Consider the following 20,548-nt stretch of genomic DNA (forward strand, 5'->3'; position numbering starts at 1 on the left):
AACGATCCGTTCGGGTGACCGGCGATACCCTGTCGGCATGTCGGCCACCCGCCTGCTCGTGCTGGGCATCGTGCGCGGCTACGGGCGCGCCCACGGCTACCGCATCGGCACCGACCTGCAGTCCTGGGACGCGGCCGAGTGGGCCAACGCCAAGTGGGGGTCGATCTACCACGCGCTCCGCGCGCTCACCGACGCCGGGATGCTGCGCGACCACGACGACGTGCCGGGGCGCACCGAGTACGAGCTCACCGAGAAGGGCGAGGCCGAGTACCTGCGCCTGCTGCGCGAGGCCGTGCGCCGCCCGCAGGCGAGGCCCGACCAGCTCGGCGCCGCGCTCGCCATGCTCCCCTCGCTCCCCCGGGCCGAGGCGGTGCGCCTGCTGCGCGAACGGCTCGCCGCGCTGGAGGAGATCCGCGACAAGGCGCGCGCCCAGCTCGACGGCTGGGTCGACGCCCCGCACTGGTCGGAGCTCTACGGCCTGTGGGAGCACACGGCGGCCGGTGGTGTGGAGTGGACGTCGGGCCTGATCGCACGCCTGGAGTCCGGCGCCTACGCGATGGCCGGCGAGCCGGGCTCCCCCGGCCGCCCCGGGAGCTGGTACTCGCTCGCCGGCGAGTGATCGCTGTTTGCCGTTCCGCACCACCTCGGGCACACTGGCGGGCTCGTACTCAAGTTTGAACACCGGGAGGGTCATGCCCACCGCCGTGCTGGCCGACGCACTCCGCAAGCACTACCCCGGCGCCGCCGCCCCGGCGCTGGACGGCTTCGACCTCGCCGTGCCCGCAGGCTCCGTGCACGGCCTGCTGGGCCCCAACGGCGCCGGGAAGACCACCGCCGTCCGCATCCTCACCACGCTGCTGCGCCCCGACGGCGGACGGGCCGAGATCGACGGCGTCGACGTCGTCGCCGACCCGCACGGCGTCCGGCGCCGCATCGGGCTGGTCGGGCAGCAGCCCGCGCTCGACGAGGTCCTCGACGGGCGCGGGAACCTCGTCCTGTTCGGCCGGCTGTTCCACCTCTCCCGCGCCGACGCCGCCCGCCGCGCCGACGAGCTGCTGGAGCGCTTCGACCTCGCCGACACCGGCGGGGCGCCGGTCCGGACCTGGTCGGGCGGCATGCGGCGCCGGCTCGACCTGGCCGTCGGCATGGTCCTGGCGCCCGCGGTCCTGTTCCTCGACGAGCCGACCACCGGCCTCGACCCGCGCGGGCGGGCCGAGGTGTGGACCGCGGTGCGCGCGCTGGTGGCGGACGGGACGACCGTCCTGCTCACCACGCAGTACCTCGACGAGGCCGACCAGCTCGCCGACCGGATCTCCGTGCTCGGCGGGCGCGGCGAGGGCCGCGTGGTGGCCGAGGGCACCCCGGACGCGCTGCGCGCCCGGATCGGGGGCGACCACCTGGAGCTCGTCGTCCGCGACGCCGCCGACCTGCCCCGCGCCGCCGCGCTGGTGGCCCGGGCCACCGGCGGGGAGGCCGAGGTCGACGTCGACGCCCGACGCGTGGGCGCCCCGGTGCGCGACCGGATGGCCGCGCTCACCGCGACCGTCACCGCGCTGGCGGCGGAGGGCGTCGAGGCCGAGGACCTCGCGGTCCGGCGCCCGACGCTCGACGAGGTCTTCCTGCAGCTCACGGCGGTGACCCGGTGACGGCGTGGGTGGTGGCCGACACCGGCGCGCTGACCGGGCGCTACCTCACGCACCTGCGGCGCCGGCCCGAGCAGCTCGTGAACGCGATCGGCTTCCCGATCCTCATGCTGCTGATCTTCGTGTTCCTGTTCGGCGGCATGATGGCCGTCCCCGGCGGCGGGGACTACCGGTCGGCGCTGCTGCCGGGTCTGTTCACCCTCACGATGCTGTTCGGGCTCAGCTCGACGATGGTCGCGGTCGTCACCGACGCCCAGCGCGGCATCACCGACCGGTTCCGCTCGATGCCGATGTCGGCGTCGGCGGTGCTGCTGGGCCGGGCCGCGGCCGACATGGTGGTCTCGGCCGTCGCACTCGCGGTGCTGCTGCTCGCCGGGCTCGCCGTCGGCTGGCGGGCGGAGAACGGGATCGGGCCCGCGCTCGCGGCCGTCGGGCTGCTCCTGCTGCTGCGGTTCGCGCTGCTGTGGGTGGGCATCTGGCTGGGGCTGCTGGTCCGCGGCCCGGACGCGGTCACCGCGGTGCAGACCCTGGAGTTCCCGGTCGCGTTCCTGTCCGGGCTGTTCGTCGCCCCGGCCAGCATGCCGGTCGTGGTGTCGGCGGTCGCGGAGTGGAACCCCCTGTCGGCCACCGCGGCGGCGACGCGTGAGCTCTTCGGCAACCCGGGGTGGGGCGGCGACTCGTGGGTGGCGCTGCACCCGCTCCTCGCGGCCGTGCTGTGGCCGCTGCTGATCCTGGCGGTGTTCGTGCCGCTGTCGGTCCGGCGCTTCCGGGAGATGAGCCGGTGACCGAACGGACCGTGCCCCTGCTCCCCTGCCGCGACATCGACGACGTCGCCCCGTTCTACGCCGCGCTCGGCTTCACGCAGACCTACCGGCAGTCCCGGCCCAACCCGTACCTGTGCGTGGTCCGCGGGGGGATTGACCTGCACTTCTTCGCCGTCGACGGGTTCGACCCGGCCGGCTCCATGGGCAGCGCCCTGCTCCTCGTCGACGACACCGGGGCGCTGTTCGACGCTTTCGCCGACGGGCTCCGCACGGCGTTCGGCCGCCTGCCGGTGGCCGGCATCCCGCGGATCACCCGGCCCCGCCGGCGGCAGGGCACGGCCGCGGGCTTCACGGTGGTCGACCCCGGCGGCAACTGGCTGCGGGTCAGCCGCGCCGACGGCGCCGAGCCCGACCCCGACCCCGGGCCCGGCGCCGGCCGGCTCGAGCGGGTGCTGCAGAACGCCGCCCGCCAGGGCGACGCCCGCGGTGACGACGCCGCCGCGCTCGCCGTACTGGATGCGGGGCTGGCCCGCCACCCCGGCGCGACCGACGCCGAGCGCCTGCCGCTGCTGGCCTACCGCGCCGAGCTCCTGGTGCGCACGGGCGACGACGCCGGAGCCGCGGCCGCGCTCGCCGCGGTCGCGGCGCTCGACGTCGACGCCGCGACGAGGGCGCGGTACGCCGACGAACTGGCAGAGCTGGGACGGACGACCGAGGAGGACCGTTGACCGACATCGCGAGGATCGGGGCGCCCGAGTGGATCAAGGGAATGAACGACGGGCTGCTCGCCCAGCAGGAGGCCGGTGAGCTGGAGTTCGAGCTGCCCGTCCTCACCGTGCCGGGCCGGCGCAGCGGGACCCCGCGCCGCACCCCGCTGACCGTGGGCGAGCGCGGCGGGCAGCGGTTCGTCGTCGGCGGCTTCCCCGCGGCCGACTGGATCCGCAACGTCCGGGCCGCGGGCGGGCGGGCCGTGCTGCGCACCGGCGGGGTCGACGAGCCGGTGCAGCTGGTCGAGCTCGACGCCGAGGCCGCCGCGCCGCTGCTGCGGGAGTGGCCGTCGGTGACGCCGCAGGGGGTGGAGATGATGCGCGACGCCGGGGTCGTCACCGACACGACCCCGGACGCGCTGGCCGCAGCGGCCGGGATCTGTCCGGTGTTCCGCGTAGAGAGGGACGCATGACCCGAGAGTTCATCACCGTCACCGGCGCGCGGGAGAACAACCTGCGCGACGTGTCCGTCCGGATCCCCAAGCGCGCGATCACCGCGTTCGTCGGGGTGTCCGGGTCCGGCAAGTCGTCGCTGGTCTTCGACACCATCGCCGCGGAGGCCCAGCGCCAGCTCAACGAGACGTTCTCGGCGTTCGTCCGCGGGTTCCTGCCCAAGCTCGGCCAGCCCGACGCCGACCTGATCGAGAACCTGTCCACGGCGATCGTCGTCGACCAGAAGCGGCTGGGCGGCGGGTCGCGCTCGACGCTGGGCACCGTCACCGACATCAACCCGGCGCTGCGGCTGCTGTTCTCCCGGCGCAGCGTCCCGCACGTGGGGCCGCGCAACGCCTTCGGCTTCAACGACCCGGCCGGCATGTGCCCGACCTGCGGTGGCGTCGGGCGGAAGGTCGCGCTGGACCACGCGGTGATGTTCGACCGGTCGAAGTCGCTCAACGAGGGCGCGATCCTGCACCGCGACTGGGCGGTCGACAGCTGGTACTGGCACGTCCACGCCCAGTCCGGCCGGTTCGACATGGACAAGCCGCTGCGCGACTACACCGACGCCGAGTGGCAGGAGCTGCTGTTCGGGTCGGGCGGGAAGGTCGCCGTCGCGGGGCCGGGGAAAGCGCTCAACCTCGAGTACGTGGGCGTCGAGGCCCGGTTCAACCGCGCCTACATCGACGTCGAGGAGACCTCCAGCCGCAAGAAGGAGGTCATCGCCCGGTACACGACCTCGATCCGCTGCCCCGACTGCGACGGCACCCGGCTGGCGGAGGGGCCGCGGACGGCGACCGTCGCCGGGCACACGCTTCCCTCCCTGTGCTCGCTCGACCTGGTGTCCCTGCACGCGCTGCTGCCGACGCTGCGCGACGACGCCACCGGCCCCGTCGTCGACGAGGCGGTGGCCCGCATCGCCGCGCTGATCGACATGGGGCTGGGCTACCTCACCCTCGACCGCGAGACCTCCACGCTCTCCGGCGGGGAGTCGCAGCGGATCAAGATGGTGCGCCACCTCGGGTCGTCGCTGGTCGACGTCATGTACGTGTTCGACGAGCCGACGATCGGGCTGCACCCGCGCGACGTCGGCCGCATGAACGACCTGCTGCACCGGTTGCGCGACAAGGGCAACACGGTGCTCGTCGTCGAGCACGACACCGACGTGATCACCCGTGCCGACCACGTCGTCGAGCTGGGCCCGCGGGCCGGCACCGAGGGCGGGCGGATCGTCTACGAGGGCGACGTCGCCGGCCTGGAGACCTCCGGGACGCTCACCGGCGAGTTCCTGCACCGGCCCGTCACCGTGCGGGAGGCGCCCCGCACGCCGACCGGGCACCTCGCCGTCACCGGGGCGAAGGTGCACAACCTGAGCGGTTTCGACGTCGACGTGCCGCTCGGCGTGCTCGTGGCCGTCACGGGGGTGGCGGGGTCGGGCAAGTCGACGCTGGTGCGCGAGGTGCTCGTGCCGCAGCACCCGGACACGATCGTCGTCGACCAGTCGGCGGTGGCCACCTCCAGCCGCTCGACGCCGGCCACCTGGACCGGGGTGATGGACCCGATCCGCAAGCTCTACGCCAAGGCCAACGGCGTGAAGCCCGCGCTGTTCAGCTTCAACTCCGAGGGCGCGTGCCCCACCTGCAACGGCATCGGCGCGATCTCCTCGGACCTCGCCTACCTCGACGGCGTGCGCTCCACCTGCACCGACTGCGAGGGCCGCCGCTACACCGACGCCGTGCTCGCCCTGACCGTCGACGGGAGGTCGATCTCCGACGCGCTGGACATGACCGCCGCGCAGGCGCTGGAGTTCTTCGACGCCAAGGAGATCACCAAGCGGCTGGCGTCGGTCGTCGACGTCGGGCTGGGCTACCTCACGCTCGGGCAGCCGCTCTCGACGCTGTCGGGCGGGGAGTGCCAGCGGCTCAAGCTGGCCAACCGGCTGCACGAGAAGGGCACCGTCTTCGTCCTCGACGAGCCGACCACCGGCCTGCACATGTCCGACTGCGGGCACCTGCTCGGGCTGCTCGACCGGCTCGTCGACGGCGGCAGCTCGGTGATCGTCGTCGAGCACAACCTGGACGTCATCGCGCACGCCGACTGGGTCATCGACCTCGGCCCCGACGGCGGGGACGACGGCGGCACGATCGTCTTCGAGGGTCCGCCCTCGGCCCTGCTGAGCGCGCCGGGCTCCTTCACCGGGGAGCACCTCGCGCGGCACGTCGCCCGGCACAGCGGGTGACAGCTCCCGACGCGGTCTTCGTCCCGGCCGACCCGCCGCGGGCCGGGACGCTGCTCCTGTGGGGAGGCGACCGGGACGGGAGCGGGGGCGCCACCGCCGACCTCGCCGCGCCGCCGGACGGGGCCGTGCGCACCACCGCGGTGCGGCGCCTGGGCGTCGGTGAGGCGCTGGCGCTGCTGCTCGCCGCCTCCGACGCCGGCGCCTCGGACTCCGTGCGGTTCTGGGCGGCGACCGCCCGGGCCGCGCTCGGGCTCGTCGCGCGGGGCCGGCTGCTGCCCGGCGTCTCCCCCGCCGGGTGGGACGCCTGGCGGGCCGGACCGCTCGACGCCGCCGACGCCGCGGCGCTGCGGGCCCTGGCGGCGGCGATGCCGGCGCAGGCCCGCGCCGTCCCCGGTGCGGACGGGCTGCTCCCGGCGGCCGCACCGCTGGTCCGGGCGTTCGTCGACGCGGTGGCCGACCACCTCCCGCGCACCGTCTCGCTCGCGGGTCCCTACGCCGGCGCGGTGCCCGTGGCGGTGGGGCACCTGCGGGAGTGGGCGGAGGAGGTCGCGGCCGGGGTCGACGCCGGCGTGCGGATCTCCCTGCGCCTCGACACCCGTGAGTGGATATCGGTGCCGGAGCACCGATATCCACTCACGGGTGGGGTGCGGCTCGTCGTCCAGGTCCACGCCCTCGACGACCCGACGCGCCTGGCCGACCTCGCCGACCTGTGGAGCGGCGCCGCCGTCGGGTTCGGGCCGGACGCCCGGGTCGACGCGCTGCGGGCCGTCCGCCGGGCGGCGCGGTTCTGGGCGCCGCTGGAGCAGCTGCTGACCCGGGCCGTGCCCGACGCGGTCGAGCTCGACGACACCGACCTCGCCGACCTCCTCGACACCGGTAGTGACGCGCTGGCCGCCGCCGGCGTCGCGGTGCACCGGCCGCGCCTCGCCGCGCCGGAGACCCGGGTCGTCGCGGGGGACGCCGGGTCCGGGCCGGCGCGGCTGGGCGAGGACCCGTTCCGCCTCGACTGGGAGGTCGCGCTGGGCGGCCTCCCGCTCACCGTCGAGGAGCGCGACGTGCTGGCCCGCAGCCACCGGCCCGTGGTGCGGCTGCGCGGCGAGTGGGTCCTCGTCGACTCCGCCACCCGCCGCCGCGCCGCGCACCCGGCCGCGCCGGCGGTGCCGGCCGTCGCCGCGCTGGGTGCCGCCCTGACCGGGGAGATCGACGTCGACGGGTCCCGGGTGCCCGTCCGCGCCACCGGGTGGCTCGCCGACCTGCGCGACCGCCTCGCCGCGCCGCCCGAGCCCGACGCCGCGCCCGAGGGGCTCACCGCGACCCTGCGCGACTACCAGCTCCGCGGCGTCGGCTGGCTGCACCGGATGACCTCGCTCGGGCTGGGCGCGTGCCTCGCCGACGACATGGGGCTGGGCAAGACGGTCACGCTCATCGCGCTGCACCTGCACCGGGCTCCGCTGGGCGCCGGGCCGACGCTCGTCGTCTGCCCGGCGTCGCTGCTGGGCACCTGGGAGCGGGAGTTCGCCCGGTTCGCGCCGGGCGTCGCGGTGGCGCGCCACCACGGGCCGGGCCGCGAGCTGGGCGACGCCGAGGTCGTCGTCACGACCTACGCCACGATGCGGCTCGACGCCCCGGCTCTCGCCGCGCACCCGTGGGGGCTCGTCGTCGCCGACGAGGCCCAGCACGTCAAGAACGCCGGGTCGGGCACGGCGCGGGCGCTGCGGACGATCGGGCGGGCGGGGAACGTGCGCGCCGCCCGCGTCGCCCTCACCGGCACCCCGGTCGAGAACGACCTCGACGAGCTGTGGGCGATCCTCGACTGGGCCACACCGGGCCTGCTCGGCACCCGGGCCGGGTTCCGCCGCCGCTGGTCGGGTCCGATCGCCGAGGGCGACACCGACGCCGCGGCCCGCTTCGCCCGCCTGACGTCGGTGTTCCTGCTGCGGCGCCGCAAGTCCGACCCCGGCATCGCCCCGGAGCTGCCGCGCAAGACCGAGACCGACCGGCCCGTCGCGCTCACCCCAGAGCAGGCGGGGCTCTACGCGGCCGTCGTCGACGAGACGATGGCCCGGATCGCCGCCGCCGACGGGATGGCCCGCCGCGGGCTCGTGCTGGGCCTGCTCACCGCGCTCAAGCAGGTGTGCAACCACCCCGCGCAGTACGCGCGCGAGGCCGACCCGGTGCTCGCCGGGCGGTCCGGGAAGCTGGAGCTGCTCGACGAGCTGCTGGACACGATCCTCGCCGAGGGCGGGTCGGTGCTGGTGTTCACGCAGTACGTCGCCATGGCGCGGCTGCTGGAGCGCCATCTCACCGACCGCGGGATCGACCACGCCCTGCTGCACGGCGGCACCCCGGTGGCACGCAGGGAGGAGCTGGTCGACGCGTTCCAGCGCGGGGAGGTCCCGGTCTTCCTGCTCTCGCTGCGTGCCGCCGGCACCGGGCTCACCCTCACCCGCGCCGACCACGTCGTGCACTACGACCGCTGGTGGAACCCGGCCGTCGAGGACCAGGCCACCGACCGCGCCCACCGCATCGGGCAGACGCGCCCGGTGCAGGTGCACCGGCTCGTCACCGAGGGAACGCTGGAGGACCGCATCGCCGACCTGCTGCAGGGCAAGCGCGCCCTGGCCGACGCCGTGCTGACCGGGGGCGAGGCCGGGCTGTCGGAGCTGTCCGACGCCGAGCTGGCCGACCTCGTGGGGCTCGCGTGACGGCCGCCCGCGGGTTCCCGGCCTTCGCCGCCCGCCCGGGACGGCGGGGCCGGTCGTGGTGGGCGCGGGAGTTCGTGGCCGCGCTGGAGGACGCCGCCCTGGACGCCGGGGTGCTGCGGCGCGGGCGCCGGTTCGCCGGTAGCGGCCGCCTGGGCCCGATCACGGTCGCGCCGGGGCGGCTCTCGGCGGTCGCCGACGACCCGGACGACGGCCCGGTCGGCACCGTCGTCCACGTCCCGGTGCTCGACGACGCCGACTGGGAGCGCCTGCGCCGCCAGACCGGCGCCGAGGCCGGTCACCTCGCCGCCCTGCTCGACGGGGAGCTGCCCCGCGCGCTCGTGGCGGCGGCCGGTGCCGCGGGGGTGGCGCTGCTGCCCGGCGTCGGCGACCTGGAGTCCGACTGCGACTGCCCCGACATCGGCGATCCCTGTCCGCACTCGGCGGCGCTGTGCTACCAGGCGTCGTGGCTGCTCGACGCCGACCCGTTCGTCCTGCTCCTGCTCCGCGGCCGCACGGCCGACGAGCTGGTGACCGCCGGGCCGACCACCCCCTCCCCCGCGGAGGAGCTGGACGTTCCGATCGACCCGGCGGAGGCCTACAGCCGCGACCCCGCCGCCCTTCCGGAACCGGCACCACCCCCGACGACCCCGGGCGAACCGGCGGCCTTCCCCCCACCCCCGACGGAGGACGACCTCCGCCCCCTGGCAGCAGCGGCAGCAGCCCGGGCCGCACACCTCCTCCTCCCCTGACCCCTCCCCGCACGTCGGAGCCGGAACGCGGTCATGGAGCCGCGCTCAACCGCGTCCCGGCTCCGACGTGCGGGGGGTGGCGGGAGAGAGGTGGTGACGGAGGAGGCGGGCCGGGAGGCCGGTGATCGTTTCCAGCGGCCCCTTCCTGCCCAGCAGCGTCAGCGCCGCCCCCACCGCCGCCGCGGCCACCAGGTGCCGCAGCAGGGTCGGCACGCCGTCGGTCGGCTCCTGCGCCAGCCACACCACGTGGGCGGTGTAGAGGGTCAGCGGGACCGCCCCGACCGCCGCGGGCAGCCACAGCAGCACCCGCGGGAGGAGCAGGCACAGGCCGATCACGGCCAGGGCGGTGCCGGTGGTGTGGGCGAGGTCGAGCGGCGTGCCCGAGTGCGGGTCGTCGACCGCGAGCCACCACCACGTCGTGGGCGGGGTCGAGCCGTAGTGGCGGGCCGAGGCCTCCGGCACCTGCCCGCCGCCCCGCAGCACCGCCGCCACCACCCGGGCGACGACGGCCAGCGCGGCCCCGCCGGCCAGCAGGAACGCGGCGGTGCGGGGCCGGCGCAGGTCCAGCCGCCCGACCGCCATCCCCGCCAGCAGGTACGCCGTCCACGGCAGCACCGGGTAGTAGCCCGTCAGCGACAGCGTCACCAGCAGCTGCCCCGGGTCGGCGAGCGCGGGCAGCCCGGCCTGCGGGCCCGGCCCGTCCCGCAGGCCCGCGCGGAGCAGGTGGCTCAGCACCGGCCCCGCGACGACCACCACCGCGGCCCCGGCGGCCAGCGCCCCGGCGCGCAGCCGCAGCAGCGGCCCCGCGACGACGAACAGCAGCCCGTAGTAGGCCAGGATCACCGCGACCGGGGGCCGCAGCGCCACCAGCGCCAGCCCCAGCAGCCCCACGAGCAGGCCGCGGACCAGCAGCCCGGCGCCGGCGACGGCGTGCGACCGGGCGTCGACGACGCCGCGGGTCGACAGCGCGACCCCCACCCCGGCGACCACCGCGAACAGCGCGGACGACCGCCCGTCGGCGAGCAGCCCGGTGAGGGTCGGCGCGCCGTCCGGGCCGGTCAGCGGCAGGGTGTGGGTGGCGACCATCCCGGTCAGGGCCACCGCCCGGGCGGCGTCGACGCCGAGCAGGCGCCCGCCGTCGCTCACCGCCGGTTCGTCACCTGCGTGACGGGCCCGTCGGGGGCGGCGTCGACGCTGCGCAGCCAGTTCTCCAGCGCCTCGCGCGCCGTGCGCAGGGGCGGGCGCTGCGCCGGGTCGTTGTGCATCGCGGCGTAGAGCAGCGCGGTGTGCGCGCTGCGCGGGGGCAGCTGCGACAGCGGCGCGCCGGACGCGGCCGCCCGCAGCCCGGACACCGCGTCGGCGTGCGTGCCGCGCGGCGGTTGGCCCGACAGGGCGTAGGAGATGGTGGCGGCGAGCTGCCACGAGTCGGACTGCGGCGTGGCGCGCTGCCCGCCCGCGACCTCGGGGGCCAGGAAGTCGGGCGTGCCGAGCACGAACCCCGCGACCGTCAGCGTGGCGTCGCCGGTGCGCCGGGCGATGCCGAAGTCGATCAGGTGCGCGTACCCCGCGGCGTCGACGATCACGTTGCCGGGCTTGACGTCGCGGTGCATCACCCCGCGCTGGTGGGCGGCGTCGAGCGCCCCCGCGACCGACGCCCACGCCCGGGCGGCGGCGATGTCGTCGAGCAGCCCGCGCGAGCGGACCAGCTCGCCCAGCGGCGTGCCCTCGACGTGCTCCATCACGATGACGAGGCCGTCGAGCTCGGCGAGGCCGGGGTCGCTGCGGGCGTCGACCAGGTCGAAGATCCGGACGCAGTGCGGGTGGCGCACCGAGCGCAGCGCCGTGGCCTCGCGGCGGATGCGCTCCTCGGTCTCGCCGTCGGGGGCGTGCGCGGCCTTGAGCGCGACCGGGTGCCCGAGCTGCGCGTCGTGGGCCAGCCACACCTTGCCGAAGCCGCCCTGCCCCAGCCGCCGGATCATCCGGAACCGGGGCTCGCCGCGCCGCGCACCGGCGGCGGCCGCGCCGAGCACCGCTCCGCCCAGCGCGGCCCCGCCGAGCAGCGGACCCGGCGCCACCAGCGTCGGCGTCGGGCCGACCCCGGGCCGCGGCGGCGACACGAGCGGCTCCGGCGGCCGCGCGGCGAACCGCTCGGCGAGCTTGTTGCGCTCGGCGCCCACGTCCTCCGGCCGCGTCGCGGCCGGCGGCTTCGTGCGGACCGGAGTGCTGCGGACCGGGGTCCGGACGGGCTCGGGCCGCGGCGGGTACGGGTCGGCGCCGCGCGGCGGCCCCTCGGACCGCCGCGCCGCCGCGGCCTCCAGGGAGCGGCGCACCCGCTCGCGCGAGGGCCGCCCGGCCAGCAGCACCAGGAAGATCCCGACGAACGCGCCCGCGACGACCCCGATCCACAGGTGGCCCGACGACCCCGCGGGCGTGGCGGCGGTGAGGAACGGCACCGCGAGCATGGGCAGCCAGAACAGCTTCGCGGGCCACGCCGGGCCGCGCCGCAGCGCGATCCGGGCGTGCACCAGCACCAGCACGACGGCGATCAGCGGCAGGACGGCGAGCACGCCGATCGCGAGGCCGAACGCGGCGGGGTCGGACGGGTCGAAGGCCTGGCGCACCGACAGCCCGGCCAGGTAGTCGCCCTGGGAGTCGAAGACGACGTCGGCGAACGGCACGGGCAGCGGCTCGGCGATCGCGGCCACGTCGGACTCGCGCAGCCCGGAGACCTGCGTGCCCGCCGCCGCGGACCGGACGACGTCGCCGGTGGCGGTGAACACCATCCAGGGCAGCAGCCCCGCCGACACGACGCCGAGCGCGGCGATCCCGACGGCGCGCGCGCCCCCGTAGGAGGAGCCGATCCCCTTGCGCCAGACCGCGAGCACGAACGCGCCCGCGGCGGGCAGCAGCCCGACCAGGACGCCGAGCACGGTGATCGCCCACGCCCACCCGCCGAACACGACGTCGGTGTTCAGCAGTGCGCGCAACCCCGAGAGGAGGCCGGCGACCAGCGCGGTGACCCCGTCCACGCCGTCCTCCCACAGATGCTCGCCGCCCCGACCGCCCCCACTATGGCATCACGCGCGTCAGCGCGTCCGGGGCCGCCCGCAGCGAGGCGAGGTCGGCGAACCCGGCGAGGGCGAGGGTGAGGTCCAGCTCGGCCAGGACGCTGCGCAGGACGTGGCGCACGCCGTCCTCGCCGCCCAGGGCCAGGCCGTAGGCCATCGGGCGGCCCAGCAGCACGGCGTCGGCGCCCAGCGCGAGCGCGACGGCGGCGTCGGAGCCGGTGCGGACGCCCGAGTCGAACAGCACCGGCGCCCGCCCGTCGACGGCGCCGACGATCCCGGGCAGCGCGTCGAGCGCCCCGATCGCGCGGTCGACCTGCCGGCCGCCGTGGTTGGACACGATGATCCCGTCCATGCCGGACTCGAGCGCCTGCAGCGCGTCGTCGACGTGCTGGACGCCCTTGAGCACGATCGGCCCGTCCCAGTGCTCGCGCAGCAGGTCGAGGCGGTCCCAGCGCAGCGCGGTGCCGGTGAACATCGGCACCCAGCGCCCGACGGCGGCCATCAGGTCGTCCTCCGGCGCCGTCGCCAGCCCGGCGCGGAAGGCCGGGTCGGAGAACGGGATGGCCGTGCCGACGCCGCGCAGGAACGGCAGGTAGGCGCCGTCGAGGTCCATCGGGCGCCAGCCCAGCGTCCACGTGTCGAGGGTGACGACGAGCGTGGAGTAGCCGGCGGCGCGGGCGCGGTGCAGCAGGCTGACCGTGACGGCGTCCTCGGTCGGCCAGTACAGCTGGAACCAGCGGGGCCCGTCGCCGGAGGCCTCCGCGACCTCCTCCGTGGCGTAGGACGAGGCCGTCGACAGCACCATCGGCACCCCCACCGAGGCGGCGGCGCGGGCCACCGCGAGCTCGCCGTCGGGGTGCAGGATCGACATGACGCCGACCGGCGCGGTGAGCAGGGGCGCCGGCATCGCGGTGCCCAGGACGGTGGTGGACCAGTCGCGGGACGTGGTGTCGCGCAGCATCCGCGGGACGAACGCGTGCCGGTCGAACGCGGCGCGGTTGGCGCGCATCGTCGTGCCCTGCCCGGCCCCGCCCGCGACGTAGCCGTAGGGCCCGTCGGTCAGGACCGCGCGCGCCGCGGCCTCCAGCTGCGCGGGGTCGGTGGGGAACCGTGGCACCTCGTCGCCGAGGCCGCGCAGGTAGATCTCGGCGGCGTAGGCGGAGAACGGGACCGTCATGTGGGCAACCTACGGTGGCTGTCCAGGCCCGACGGGCGCCGGAATGCGGACGCGCCCGGGCGGCGTTGTCGGTGGCATGGGTCTCACCCGCACCTCCGGACCGCTGTCCCCGCGCGCCCCGCAGAGCGTCAACTACGCGATCGACGGGCCCGCGCACAAGCTGCTGATGCACCCGTTCCCGCGCCGGGTCCGCGCCGAGTTCGCCGGGCGGACCGTGCTCGACACCGTCGCCGGGGTCCTGCTGCACGAGACCGCCCTGCTCCCCCGGCTCTACGTGCCCGAGGCCGACCTCGACACCTCGGCGTTCGTGCCCTCGGAGCTCACCACGCACTGCCCGTTCAAGGGCGACGCGACCTACCGGACGCTGCGCGTGGGCGACCGCGAGGTGCCCGACGCGCTGTGGACCTACCCCGAGCCGGTGCCCGCCGCGCCCTGGCTCGGCGGGTACTCCTCGCTCTACTGGGAGGCCGCCGACGCCTGGTTCGACGAGGACGAGCAGGTCTTCGGCCACCTCACCGACCCGTTCACCCGCGTCGACGTCCGCCCCACGAGCCGGCACGTGCAGGTGTTCGCGGGCGACGAGCTCGTCGCGGAGTCGCACGCCCCGCTGCGCCTGGACGAGACCGGCCTGCCCACCCGCTGGTACCTCGCCCCCGGCGACGTCCGCGCGCGGCTGGAGCGGTCCGACACCCACATGCGCTGCCCGTACAAGGGCGAGTCGAGCTACTGGGACGTCCACCTGGCCGACGGCCGCGTCCTCACCGACGCCGCCTGGGGCTACCCGGACCCGCTGCCGGAGTCGGCGCGCATCGCCGGGCACCACAGCTTCCTGCACGACGACCTGCGCACCGTGGTCGACGGCACGGAGGTCTAGGGGCTACTCGTCGTCCACCAGCAGCGCCTCGAGCGCCGGCAGCGCCGCGGCCAGGGCGCTGCGCTGGGCGCCGTCGAGACGGGCGAGGCGGCGGGCGACCAGCGCCGTGCGGTGGGTGCGCACCTCGTTGAGCTTCGTCGCGCCCAGCTCCGAGAGCGTGATGAGCACCCCGCGGGCGTCCTGCGGGTCCGGGGAGCGCACGACGAGGCCCTGCTCGTCGAGCGCGGAGAGCACGCGGCTCATCGTCGGGGCGGTGACGGCCTCGCGGCGCGCGAGCTCGGAGAGCCGCAGCGGCCCGGACGTCTCCACCGTGACCAGTGCCGAGAGCTGCAGCGGCGGGATGGACTCGCGGCCGTCGATCCGGATGCGGCGGTGCAGCCGGCCCACGGCCAGGCGCAGGTGGGCGGCGAGCTCGGTGAGCTCGCTGTCGCCGTCGAGGGCCTCGTCCTCGTCGAGGAGGGTGGCGTCGATCCGGTCAGAACGGGCGTCCATCGGGGCATCGTGCCAGCTCAGACCTTCCGCAGTCGCACCCCGGTGACGCTGTGGTCGGCGCCCTTGCGCAGCACCAGGCTGGCGCGCCCGCGGGTGGGCAGGATGTTGTGCTCCAGGTTGGGCCCGTTGATCTCCGCCCAGATCGTCTCCGCCCGCGCGACGGCCCCGGCCTCGTCGAGGGCGGCGTAGCGGCGGAAGTAGGACTCGGGGTCGCGGAACGCGGTCTCGCGCAGCCGCAGGAAGCGGTCGACGTACCAGCGGCGGATGTCGTCGGTGGCGGCGTCGACGTAGACGGAGAAGTCGATGAAGTCGCTGACGGCGAGCGCCGCCCGCCCCGGCAGCGACGATGCGGGGGCCAGCACGTTGAGGCCCTCCAGCAGCAGGATGTCGGGCCGGTGCACGGTCAGCTTCTCGCCGCCGACGATGTCGTAGACGAGGTGGGAGTAGACCGGGGCGGTCACCTCGGCGCGCCCCGCCTTGACCTCGGTGACGAACCGCAGCAGCGCGCGCCGGTCGTAGCTCTCCGGGAAGCCCTTGCGCGCCATGAGCCCGCGGCGGTCGAGCTCGGCGTTGGGGTGCAGGAACCCGTCGGTCGTGACGAGCTCCACGCGCGGGTGCTGGGGCCAGCGCGCCAGCAGCAGCTTGAGCAGCCGCGCGGTCGTCGACTTGCCCACCGACACCGAGCCCGCCACCCCGATGACGAACGGCGTGCGGACGCTCTGGGCGCCCAGGAACGTCCGGTAGGCGCGGTAGAGCCGCCCGCCCTCCTGCACGTGCAGGGTCAGCAGGCGCGAGAGCGGGAGGTAGACCTCGCGGACCTCGTCGAGGTCGACCTCGTCGCCGAGGCTGCGCACCGTGTCGAGCTCCACGGCCGTCAACGGCAGCGGCGTCGACTCGCCGAGCTTCGCCCACGAGGCCCGGTCGAAGTCGACGAACGGCGAGGACGTCTCCCGCGCCACGCTGCGTCCGTTCATGACCCGACAACCTAGATCGCGGCGGGCCCCTCGGCAGGCGGGGGTGACGTGCGGCTCACCCGTTGTCGGACCCGCTGGGCAGGATGGACGCATGGAGCTGACCCGGGAGCAGGTGCTCGCCCACCGGCTGCACCGCCACGACCTCGTCGAGCGGGCCGCCTCGCCCGACGCCGTCGCGCTTCTCGACCTCGGCGTGCAGGACACCCCGCCCGGCTCGCTGGCCGCCGCGCTGGCGGCCCGGACCGCGGAGCCGGCCCCCGCCACCGACGACCCGGCCGACGACGACGCCACCGGCGACGGCGTCCTCACCCGCGTCTGGTCGCACCGCGGCGCCCCCCACCTGCACCGCACCGCCGACCTGCCGGCGCTCGCCGCGGCCTGCTGGCCCCGCGACGACGCCGACGCCGCCGCGCGCCTGGGCTGGCAGCGCGCCCGGCTCGCCGAGGCGGGCGGGGCGGCCCGCGCGGCGTTCCGGACCCTCGCCGACGCCGTGCCCCGGGTGCTGCACGGGCCGATGACGAAGGGCGAGCTCAGCGCCGCGCTGACGGCCGTCCTGCCCGCGGAGCTCTCGCCGTACTGCGCCGGGTGCGGGGTGCACCACGTCGGCGAGCAGCTGCTGCGCGTCGCCGGGCTCGCCGGCGGCATCCGGCTGCGCGGGCACCGCCCGCTGCTGCTGGAGCCGATCCCCGGCTGGCCCGGCCCGCCCGCCGACGCCGACGCCGGCACGGCCGCCCTGCAGCGCGGCTACCTGCGCTTCTTCCCACCCGCGTCGGCCGCCGACCTGGCCGCCTTCCTCGGCACGACCCGCACCGCGCTGCGCCCCGACGCTCCCCCGGACCTCGTGCCGGTCACCGTCGACGGCCGGGCCGCGGCCGTCGCGCCGGACGTGCTCGAGCAGATCCGGGCGGCCGAGCCGGCGCCGGTCGTGCGGCTGCTGCCGCCGTCGGACCCCTGGCTGCAGGGCCGCGACCGCGAGGTGGTCGTCCCGGACCCGGCCCTGCGCAAGCGCGTCTGGACGGCGCTGGGCGGGCCCGGCGTCGTGCTGTCCGGCGTCGACGTCGTCGGGCTCTGGCGTGCGAAGCAGCGCGGGAAGCGCCTCGAGGTGGCGGTGGAGGGCGCGGCGCCCGAGGGGGTCGAGGAGGAGGCCCGGCGGCTGGCCGTCGTGCGGGGTGCGGCCGACGTCGCGGTCAGCCGGGTCTAGGGAGCGCGCCTACACTGGCCGCGACCGAGCACCGAGGAGTTCGTCCGTGCGCACCGCACGCCCGGCCGAGCCGGGCTGCACCACCCCACCCACCCGCCGCACGACGGTCGTGCGCCCATGACGGTCCTGCTCTCCGTCCTGGGCCTCGTCGGCGTCGCCGTGCTGACGCTCGGCACGTTCGTCGCCGTCGCGTCGGAGTTCTCGCTGACCGCGCTGGAGCGCAGCCAGGTCGACGCGCACGTCGCCGAGGTCGACGACGCCCGTGCCCGCACCGTCCAGCGCGCCCACCGCGCGCTGTCGTTCCAGCTCTCGGGCAGCCAGCTGCTCATCACCGTCACCACGCTGGTCACCGGCTACATCGCCGAGCCCGCGATCGCGTCGCTGTTCCGGCCCGCGCTCGACGCCGTCGGGCTGCCGGAGACCGCCGCCGCCACCACCGCGACGATCCTGTCGCTGCTGGTCGCGACCACGCTGTCGATGGTGTTCGGCGAGCTCGTCCCGAAGAACCTGGCCATCGCCAACCCGCTGCGCACCGCGCGCAACGTCGTCTGGCTGCAGAGCGGCTTCGCCCACGCCTTCCGCTGGCTGATCACCGCCCTCAACAGCACCGCCAACGCCGTGGTCCGCCGCCTCGGCGTCGAGCCGGCGGAGGAGCTGCGCTCGGCGCGGTCGCCGCGCGAGCTGTCGTCGCTGGTGCGGTCGAGCGCGGAGAGCGGCACCCTCGACGCCGGCACCGCCACCCTGCTCGACCGCTCCCTGCGCTTCACCGACCGCGTCGCGGAGGACCTGATGACCCCGCGCGTGCGGGTGGCGTCGCTCTCGGCCGACGACACCCTCTCCGACCTCGTCGCCCTCGCCCGGCGCACCGGGTTCTCCCGCTTCCCCGTCGACGCCGGCGACCCCGACGTCGTCCTCGGGGTGGTGCACGTCAAGCAGGCCTTCGGTGCCCCCGACCGGCAGGCGCCGGTGCGCGACCTGGTGCAGACCGTGCCCACGGTCCCCGGCTCGCTCGACGGCGACGCGCTGCTCACCTCGCTGCGCGCGTCCGGGCTGCAGATGGCGCTGGTCGTCGACGAGTACGGCGGCACGGCCGGCATCGTCACCCTCGAGGACCTCATCGAGGAGATCGTCGGCGACGTCCACGACGAGCACGACAGCGGCGAGCGCGACCGCGTGCAGTCCCTCGTCGACGGCGGCTGGCTGGTGTCCGGGCTGCTGCGCGCCGACGAGGTCGCCGACGCCACCGGCTTCGAGATGCCCGACGGGCCCTACGAGACGCTCGCCGGCCTGGTCCTGGCCCACCTCGGCCGCCTGCCCGACGTCGGCGACGAGCTCGTCGTCGCCGGGCGCCGGTTCACCGTGACCCGCCGCGACCGCAACCGGGTCGCCGAGCTGCGGATGCACCCGCCGCCGCCCGAGTCGTCCCACCCGCTCCCCGAGGAGGCCACCCGTGGGTAGCGACGTCCTCGCCCTGGTCGCGGCCGTGCTGCTGCTGGCCGGCAACGCGTTCTTCGTCGGCGCGGAGTTCGCGCTGGTCTCCGCCCGGCGCGACCGGTTGGAGTCGATGGCCGACTCGGGCCAGAACGCCGCGGCCGTCGTCCTGCGCGCGCACGCCGACCTGTCCCGGATGCTCGCCGCGTCGCAGCTGGGCATCACGATCTGCTCGCTGCTGCTGGGCCGCCTCGGCGAGCCCGCGGTGGCGCACCTCATCGAGGTCCCGCTCGCGTTCGTCGGGCTGCCCGAGGCGGTGCTGCACCCGATCGCGTTCGCGGTGTCGCTGGCCGTCGTCGTCGTCGCGCACATGGTGCTCGGCGAGATGGTCCCGAAGAACATCGCGATCGCCGGGCCCGAGGCCGCTGCGCTGGTGCTGGTGCCGCCGTTCCTGGTGTTCACGACCGCGGCGCGCCCGCTCATCGCGTTCTTCAACTTCCTCGCCAACGGCGTCCTGCGCCTGGTCGGGGTCGAGCCGCGCGACGAGCTGGAGGCCGCCTTCACCTCCGGCGAGCTGGCCGACCTGATCACCGAGTCGCGCCGCGAGGGCCTGCTCGACGACGCCGAGACCAGTCGCCTCACCCGCACGCTGCGCTCGGCCCAGGCCACCGTGGCCGACGTCGTCATCGCCACCGGCGACCTCGTCACGCTGGGCCCGCGCCCGGTCGTCGGCGACGTCGCCCGCGAGGTGGCGCGCACCGGGTTCTCCCGGTTCCCGCTCCGCGCCGCCGACGGCCGGCTGACCGGGTACCTGCACGTCAAGGACATCCTCGACCTCGCCGACGACGAGGACGCCGCCGTGCCCCCCGCCCGGATCCGGGCGCTGCCCGAGGTGCCGGTCGGGGCGCGGCTGGACGAGGCGCTGGCCGTGCTCCGGCGCCACCGCGCCCACCTGGGCCGGGCGGTCGGGCCGGGCGGCGCCACGGCGGGCCTGGTGACGATGGAGGACCTCATCGAGCGGTACGTGGGCGACGTCCGCGACGCCACCCACGCCCGGTCGCCCGCGCCCGGCGGCACCCGGCCCGCCGGGTAGCGTCGGGCCCGTGCGGGTGCTGGACGAGCCGACGTGGCGCGGGCTGGCCGCCGCGCACCGGGCCCGGGTCGGCACGTGGACCGACCCGCACCGCGAGCGGCGCCGCCGGGGCGAGGCGCACCCCGTCCTGGACTTCCTGTTCACCTACTACTCGCTGCGCCCCGCGCGGCTCGAGCAGTGGGACCCCGGTCTCGGGGTGGCGCTGCGCGGCGGCGACGAGCGTCCCGGCTGGGTCCGCGACGGCGACGCCGTGCACCTCGACGCGTCGGCACTGCCGGAGCGGCTGCGGGGCACCGCGGAGTTCGTCCGCGCCCTGCTCGACGCCACCGCCTCCCGGCCCGCCCGCCTGGGCTGCTTCGGCCTGCACGAGTGGGCGATGGTCTACCGCACCGACGCGCCCCGCCACGGCGCCGTGCCGCTGCGGCTCGGGTCCGCGGGCACCGACGCGGTGGTCGAGTCGCTGCCCGTGCACTGCACCCACCACGACGCCTTCCGGTTCTTCACCGACGCCGCCCGCCCCCGCAACGCCCTGACCCCGACCCGCGAGGACCAGGTCGCGAACGAGCAGCCCGGCTGCCTGCACGCGACGATGGACCTCTACAAGTGGGCCTACAAGCTCTCCCCCGCCACCCCGTCGGACCTGCTGGCCGACTGCTTCGCGCTCGCCGTCGACGTGCGCGTGCTCGACATGCGGGCGAGCCCGTACGACCTCGCCGACCTCGGCTACCCGCCGGTCCGCATCGAGACCCCGGCCGGCCGTGCCGAGTACGCGCGCGCCCAGGCCGGGTTCGCCGAGCGGGCCGCTCCCCTGCGTCGGCGGCTGGTCGCCGTGTGCGACGCCGTGACCGGCTGATCCTCCGGCGGGCCCGGCGGCTGCTGACAGCGCGGTGCAGCACGGTGCCAGGGGCGTGACAGCGCGTCTCCCGATGCTCGGTG

General features: G+C 76.3%; 18 protein-coding genes. 13 read left to right on the forward strand and 5 right to left on the reverse strand.

Annotated features, from left to right (window positions below):
• Window positions 1-37 precede the first annotated feature (37 nt).
• The 8 genes from HOP40_RS25215 (at window position 38) to HOP40_RS25250 (ending at window position 9,302) form a co-directional block, all read left to right on the forward strand.
• Entirely contained in the window at window positions 38-619 is a 582-nt protein-coding gene (locus HOP40_RS25215) for a PadR family transcriptional regulator (protein ID WP_172162700.1), read from the forward strand.
• 73 nt (window positions 620-692) lie between these two features.
• Window positions 693-1,646, forward strand: a complete 954-nt coding sequence (locus HOP40_RS25220) for an ATP-binding cassette domain-containing protein (RefSeq protein WP_172162717.1) — start codon at window positions 693-695, stop codon at window positions 1,644-1,646.
• A complete protein-coding gene (locus HOP40_RS25225; protein WP_172162720.1) occupies window positions 1,643-2,428 on the forward strand; it encodes an ABC transporter permease in 786 nt (261 codons plus the stop codon). Before HOP40_RS25220 ends, HOP40_RS25225 begins: the two co-directional genes overlap by 4 nt.
• On the forward strand, window positions 2,425-3,135 hold the full coding sequence (locus HOP40_RS25230) for a VOC family protein (protein WP_172162723.1): 711 nt from the start codon (window positions 2,425-2,427) through the stop codon (window positions 3,133-3,135). Before HOP40_RS25225 ends, HOP40_RS25230 begins: the two co-directional genes overlap by 4 nt.
• On the forward strand, window positions 3,132-3,587 hold the full coding sequence (locus HOP40_RS25235; RefSeq protein ID WP_240157267.1) for a nitroreductase/quinone reductase family protein: 456 nt from the start codon (window positions 3,132-3,134) through the stop codon (window positions 3,585-3,587). The genes HOP40_RS25230 and HOP40_RS25235 overlap by 4 nt, the downstream gene beginning before the upstream one ends.
• Window positions 3,584-5,848 (forward strand): ATP-binding cassette domain-containing protein, encoded by a 2,265-nt coding sequence (locus HOP40_RS25240; protein ID WP_172162726.1) that lies wholly within the window; start codon window positions 3,584-3,586, stop codon window positions 5,846-5,848. Before HOP40_RS25235 ends, HOP40_RS25240 begins: the two co-directional genes overlap by 4 nt.
• Window positions 5,845-8,553 carry a DEAD/DEAH box helicase gene (locus HOP40_RS25245; protein WP_172162729.1) on the forward strand — a complete coding sequence of 903 codons (2,709 nt, stop codon included), beginning with the start codon at window positions 5,845-5,847 and terminating at the stop codon, window positions 8,551-8,553. Before HOP40_RS25240 ends, HOP40_RS25245 begins: the two co-directional genes overlap by 4 nt.
• Complete coding sequence (locus tag HOP40_RS25250) at window positions 8,550-9,302, forward strand: SWIM zinc finger family protein (RefSeq protein ID WP_172162732.1); 753 nt, start codon at window positions 8,550-8,552, stop codon at window positions 9,300-9,302. Before HOP40_RS25245 ends, HOP40_RS25250 begins: the two co-directional genes overlap by 4 nt.
• A 45-nt stretch (window positions 9,303-9,347) precedes the next feature.
• Here the strand turns inward: HOP40_RS25250 and HOP40_RS25255 are convergent, their stop codons facing one another.
• The 3 genes from HOP40_RS25255 to HOP40_RS25265 are packed head-to-tail and all read right to left on the reverse strand — an operon-like array spanning window position 9,348 to window position 13,547.
• Window positions 9,348-10,448 (reverse strand): heparan-alpha-glucosaminide N-acetyltransferase domain-containing protein, encoded by a 1,101-nt coding sequence (locus tag HOP40_RS25255; RefSeq protein ID WP_205346905.1) that lies wholly within the window; start codon window positions 10,446-10,448, stop codon window positions 9,348-9,350.
• Window positions 10,445-12,331: a serine/threonine-protein kinase gene (locus HOP40_RS25260; protein ID WP_172162735.1), complete on the reverse strand. Its 1,887-nt coding sequence runs from the start codon at window positions 12,329-12,331 to the stop codon at window positions 10,445-10,447. The genes HOP40_RS25255 and HOP40_RS25260 overlap by 4 nt, the downstream gene beginning before the upstream one ends.
• Window positions 12,332-12,371: 40 nt before the next feature.
• On the reverse strand, window positions 12,372-13,547 hold the full coding sequence (locus tag HOP40_RS25265) for a lactate 2-monooxygenase (protein ID WP_172162738.1): 1,176 nt from the start codon (window positions 13,545-13,547) through the stop codon (window positions 12,372-12,374).
• 76 nt (window positions 13,548-13,623) lie between these two features.
• Here HOP40_RS25265 and HOP40_RS25270 point away from each other — a divergent pair, with 76 nt between their 5' ends.
• The gene (locus HOP40_RS25270) at window positions 13,624-14,421 is read left to right on the forward strand and encodes a DUF427 domain-containing protein (protein WP_172162741.1); all 798 of its coding nucleotides are present in this window, start codon (window positions 13,624-13,626) and stop codon (window positions 14,419-14,421) included.
• Window positions 14,422-14,424: 3 nt separating this feature from the next.
• On the opposite strand, the gene HOP40_RS25275 is transcribed toward HOP40_RS25270, so the two are convergent.
• A complete protein-coding gene (locus tag HOP40_RS25275) occupies window positions 14,425-14,913 on the reverse strand; it encodes a MarR family winged helix-turn-helix transcriptional regulator (protein WP_172162744.1) in 489 nt (162 codons plus the stop codon).
• 17 nt (window positions 14,914-14,930) lie between these two features.
• A complete protein-coding gene (coaA, locus tag HOP40_RS25280; RefSeq protein ID WP_172162747.1) occupies window positions 14,931-15,887 on the reverse strand; it encodes a type I pantothenate kinase in 957 nt (318 codons plus the stop codon).
• A 91-nt stretch (window positions 15,888-15,978) separates the two neighbouring features.
• Here coaA and HOP40_RS25285 point away from each other — a divergent pair, with 91 nt between their 5' ends.
• The 4 genes from HOP40_RS25285 to HOP40_RS25300 all read left to right on the forward strand — a co-directional run bounded on the left by HOP40_RS25285 (window position 15,979) and on the right by HOP40_RS25300 (window position 20,465).
• Window positions 15,979-17,088 (forward strand): DNA glycosylase AlkZ-like family protein, encoded by a 1,110-nt coding sequence (locus HOP40_RS25285; protein ID WP_172162750.1) that lies wholly within the window; start codon window positions 15,979-15,981, stop codon window positions 17,086-17,088.
• A gap of 117 nt (window positions 17,089-17,205) precedes the next feature.
• The gene (locus HOP40_RS25290; protein ID WP_172162753.1) at window positions 17,206-18,546 is read left to right on the forward strand and encodes a hemolysin family protein; all 1,341 of its coding nucleotides are present in this window, start codon (window positions 17,206-17,208) and stop codon (window positions 18,544-18,546) included.
• Entirely contained in the window at window positions 18,539-19,612 is a 1,074-nt protein-coding gene (locus HOP40_RS25295) for a hemolysin family protein (RefSeq protein ID WP_172162756.1), read from the forward strand. The genes HOP40_RS25290 and HOP40_RS25295 overlap by 8 nt, the downstream gene beginning before the upstream one ends.
• A 10-nt stretch (window positions 19,613-19,622) precedes the next feature.
• Complete coding sequence (locus HOP40_RS25300) at window positions 19,623-20,465, forward strand: 3-methyladenine DNA glycosylase (RefSeq protein ID WP_172162759.1); 843 nt, start codon at window positions 19,623-19,625, stop codon at window positions 20,463-20,465.
• The last annotated feature ends 83 nt before the right edge of the window (window positions 20,466-20,548 follow it).

The organism is Pseudonocardia broussonetiae (assembly GCF_013155125.1).
In the GTDB taxonomy this organism is placed as follows: Bacteria; Actinomycetota; Actinomycetes; order Mycobacteriales; family Pseudonocardiaceae; genus Pseudonocardia; species Pseudonocardia broussonetiae.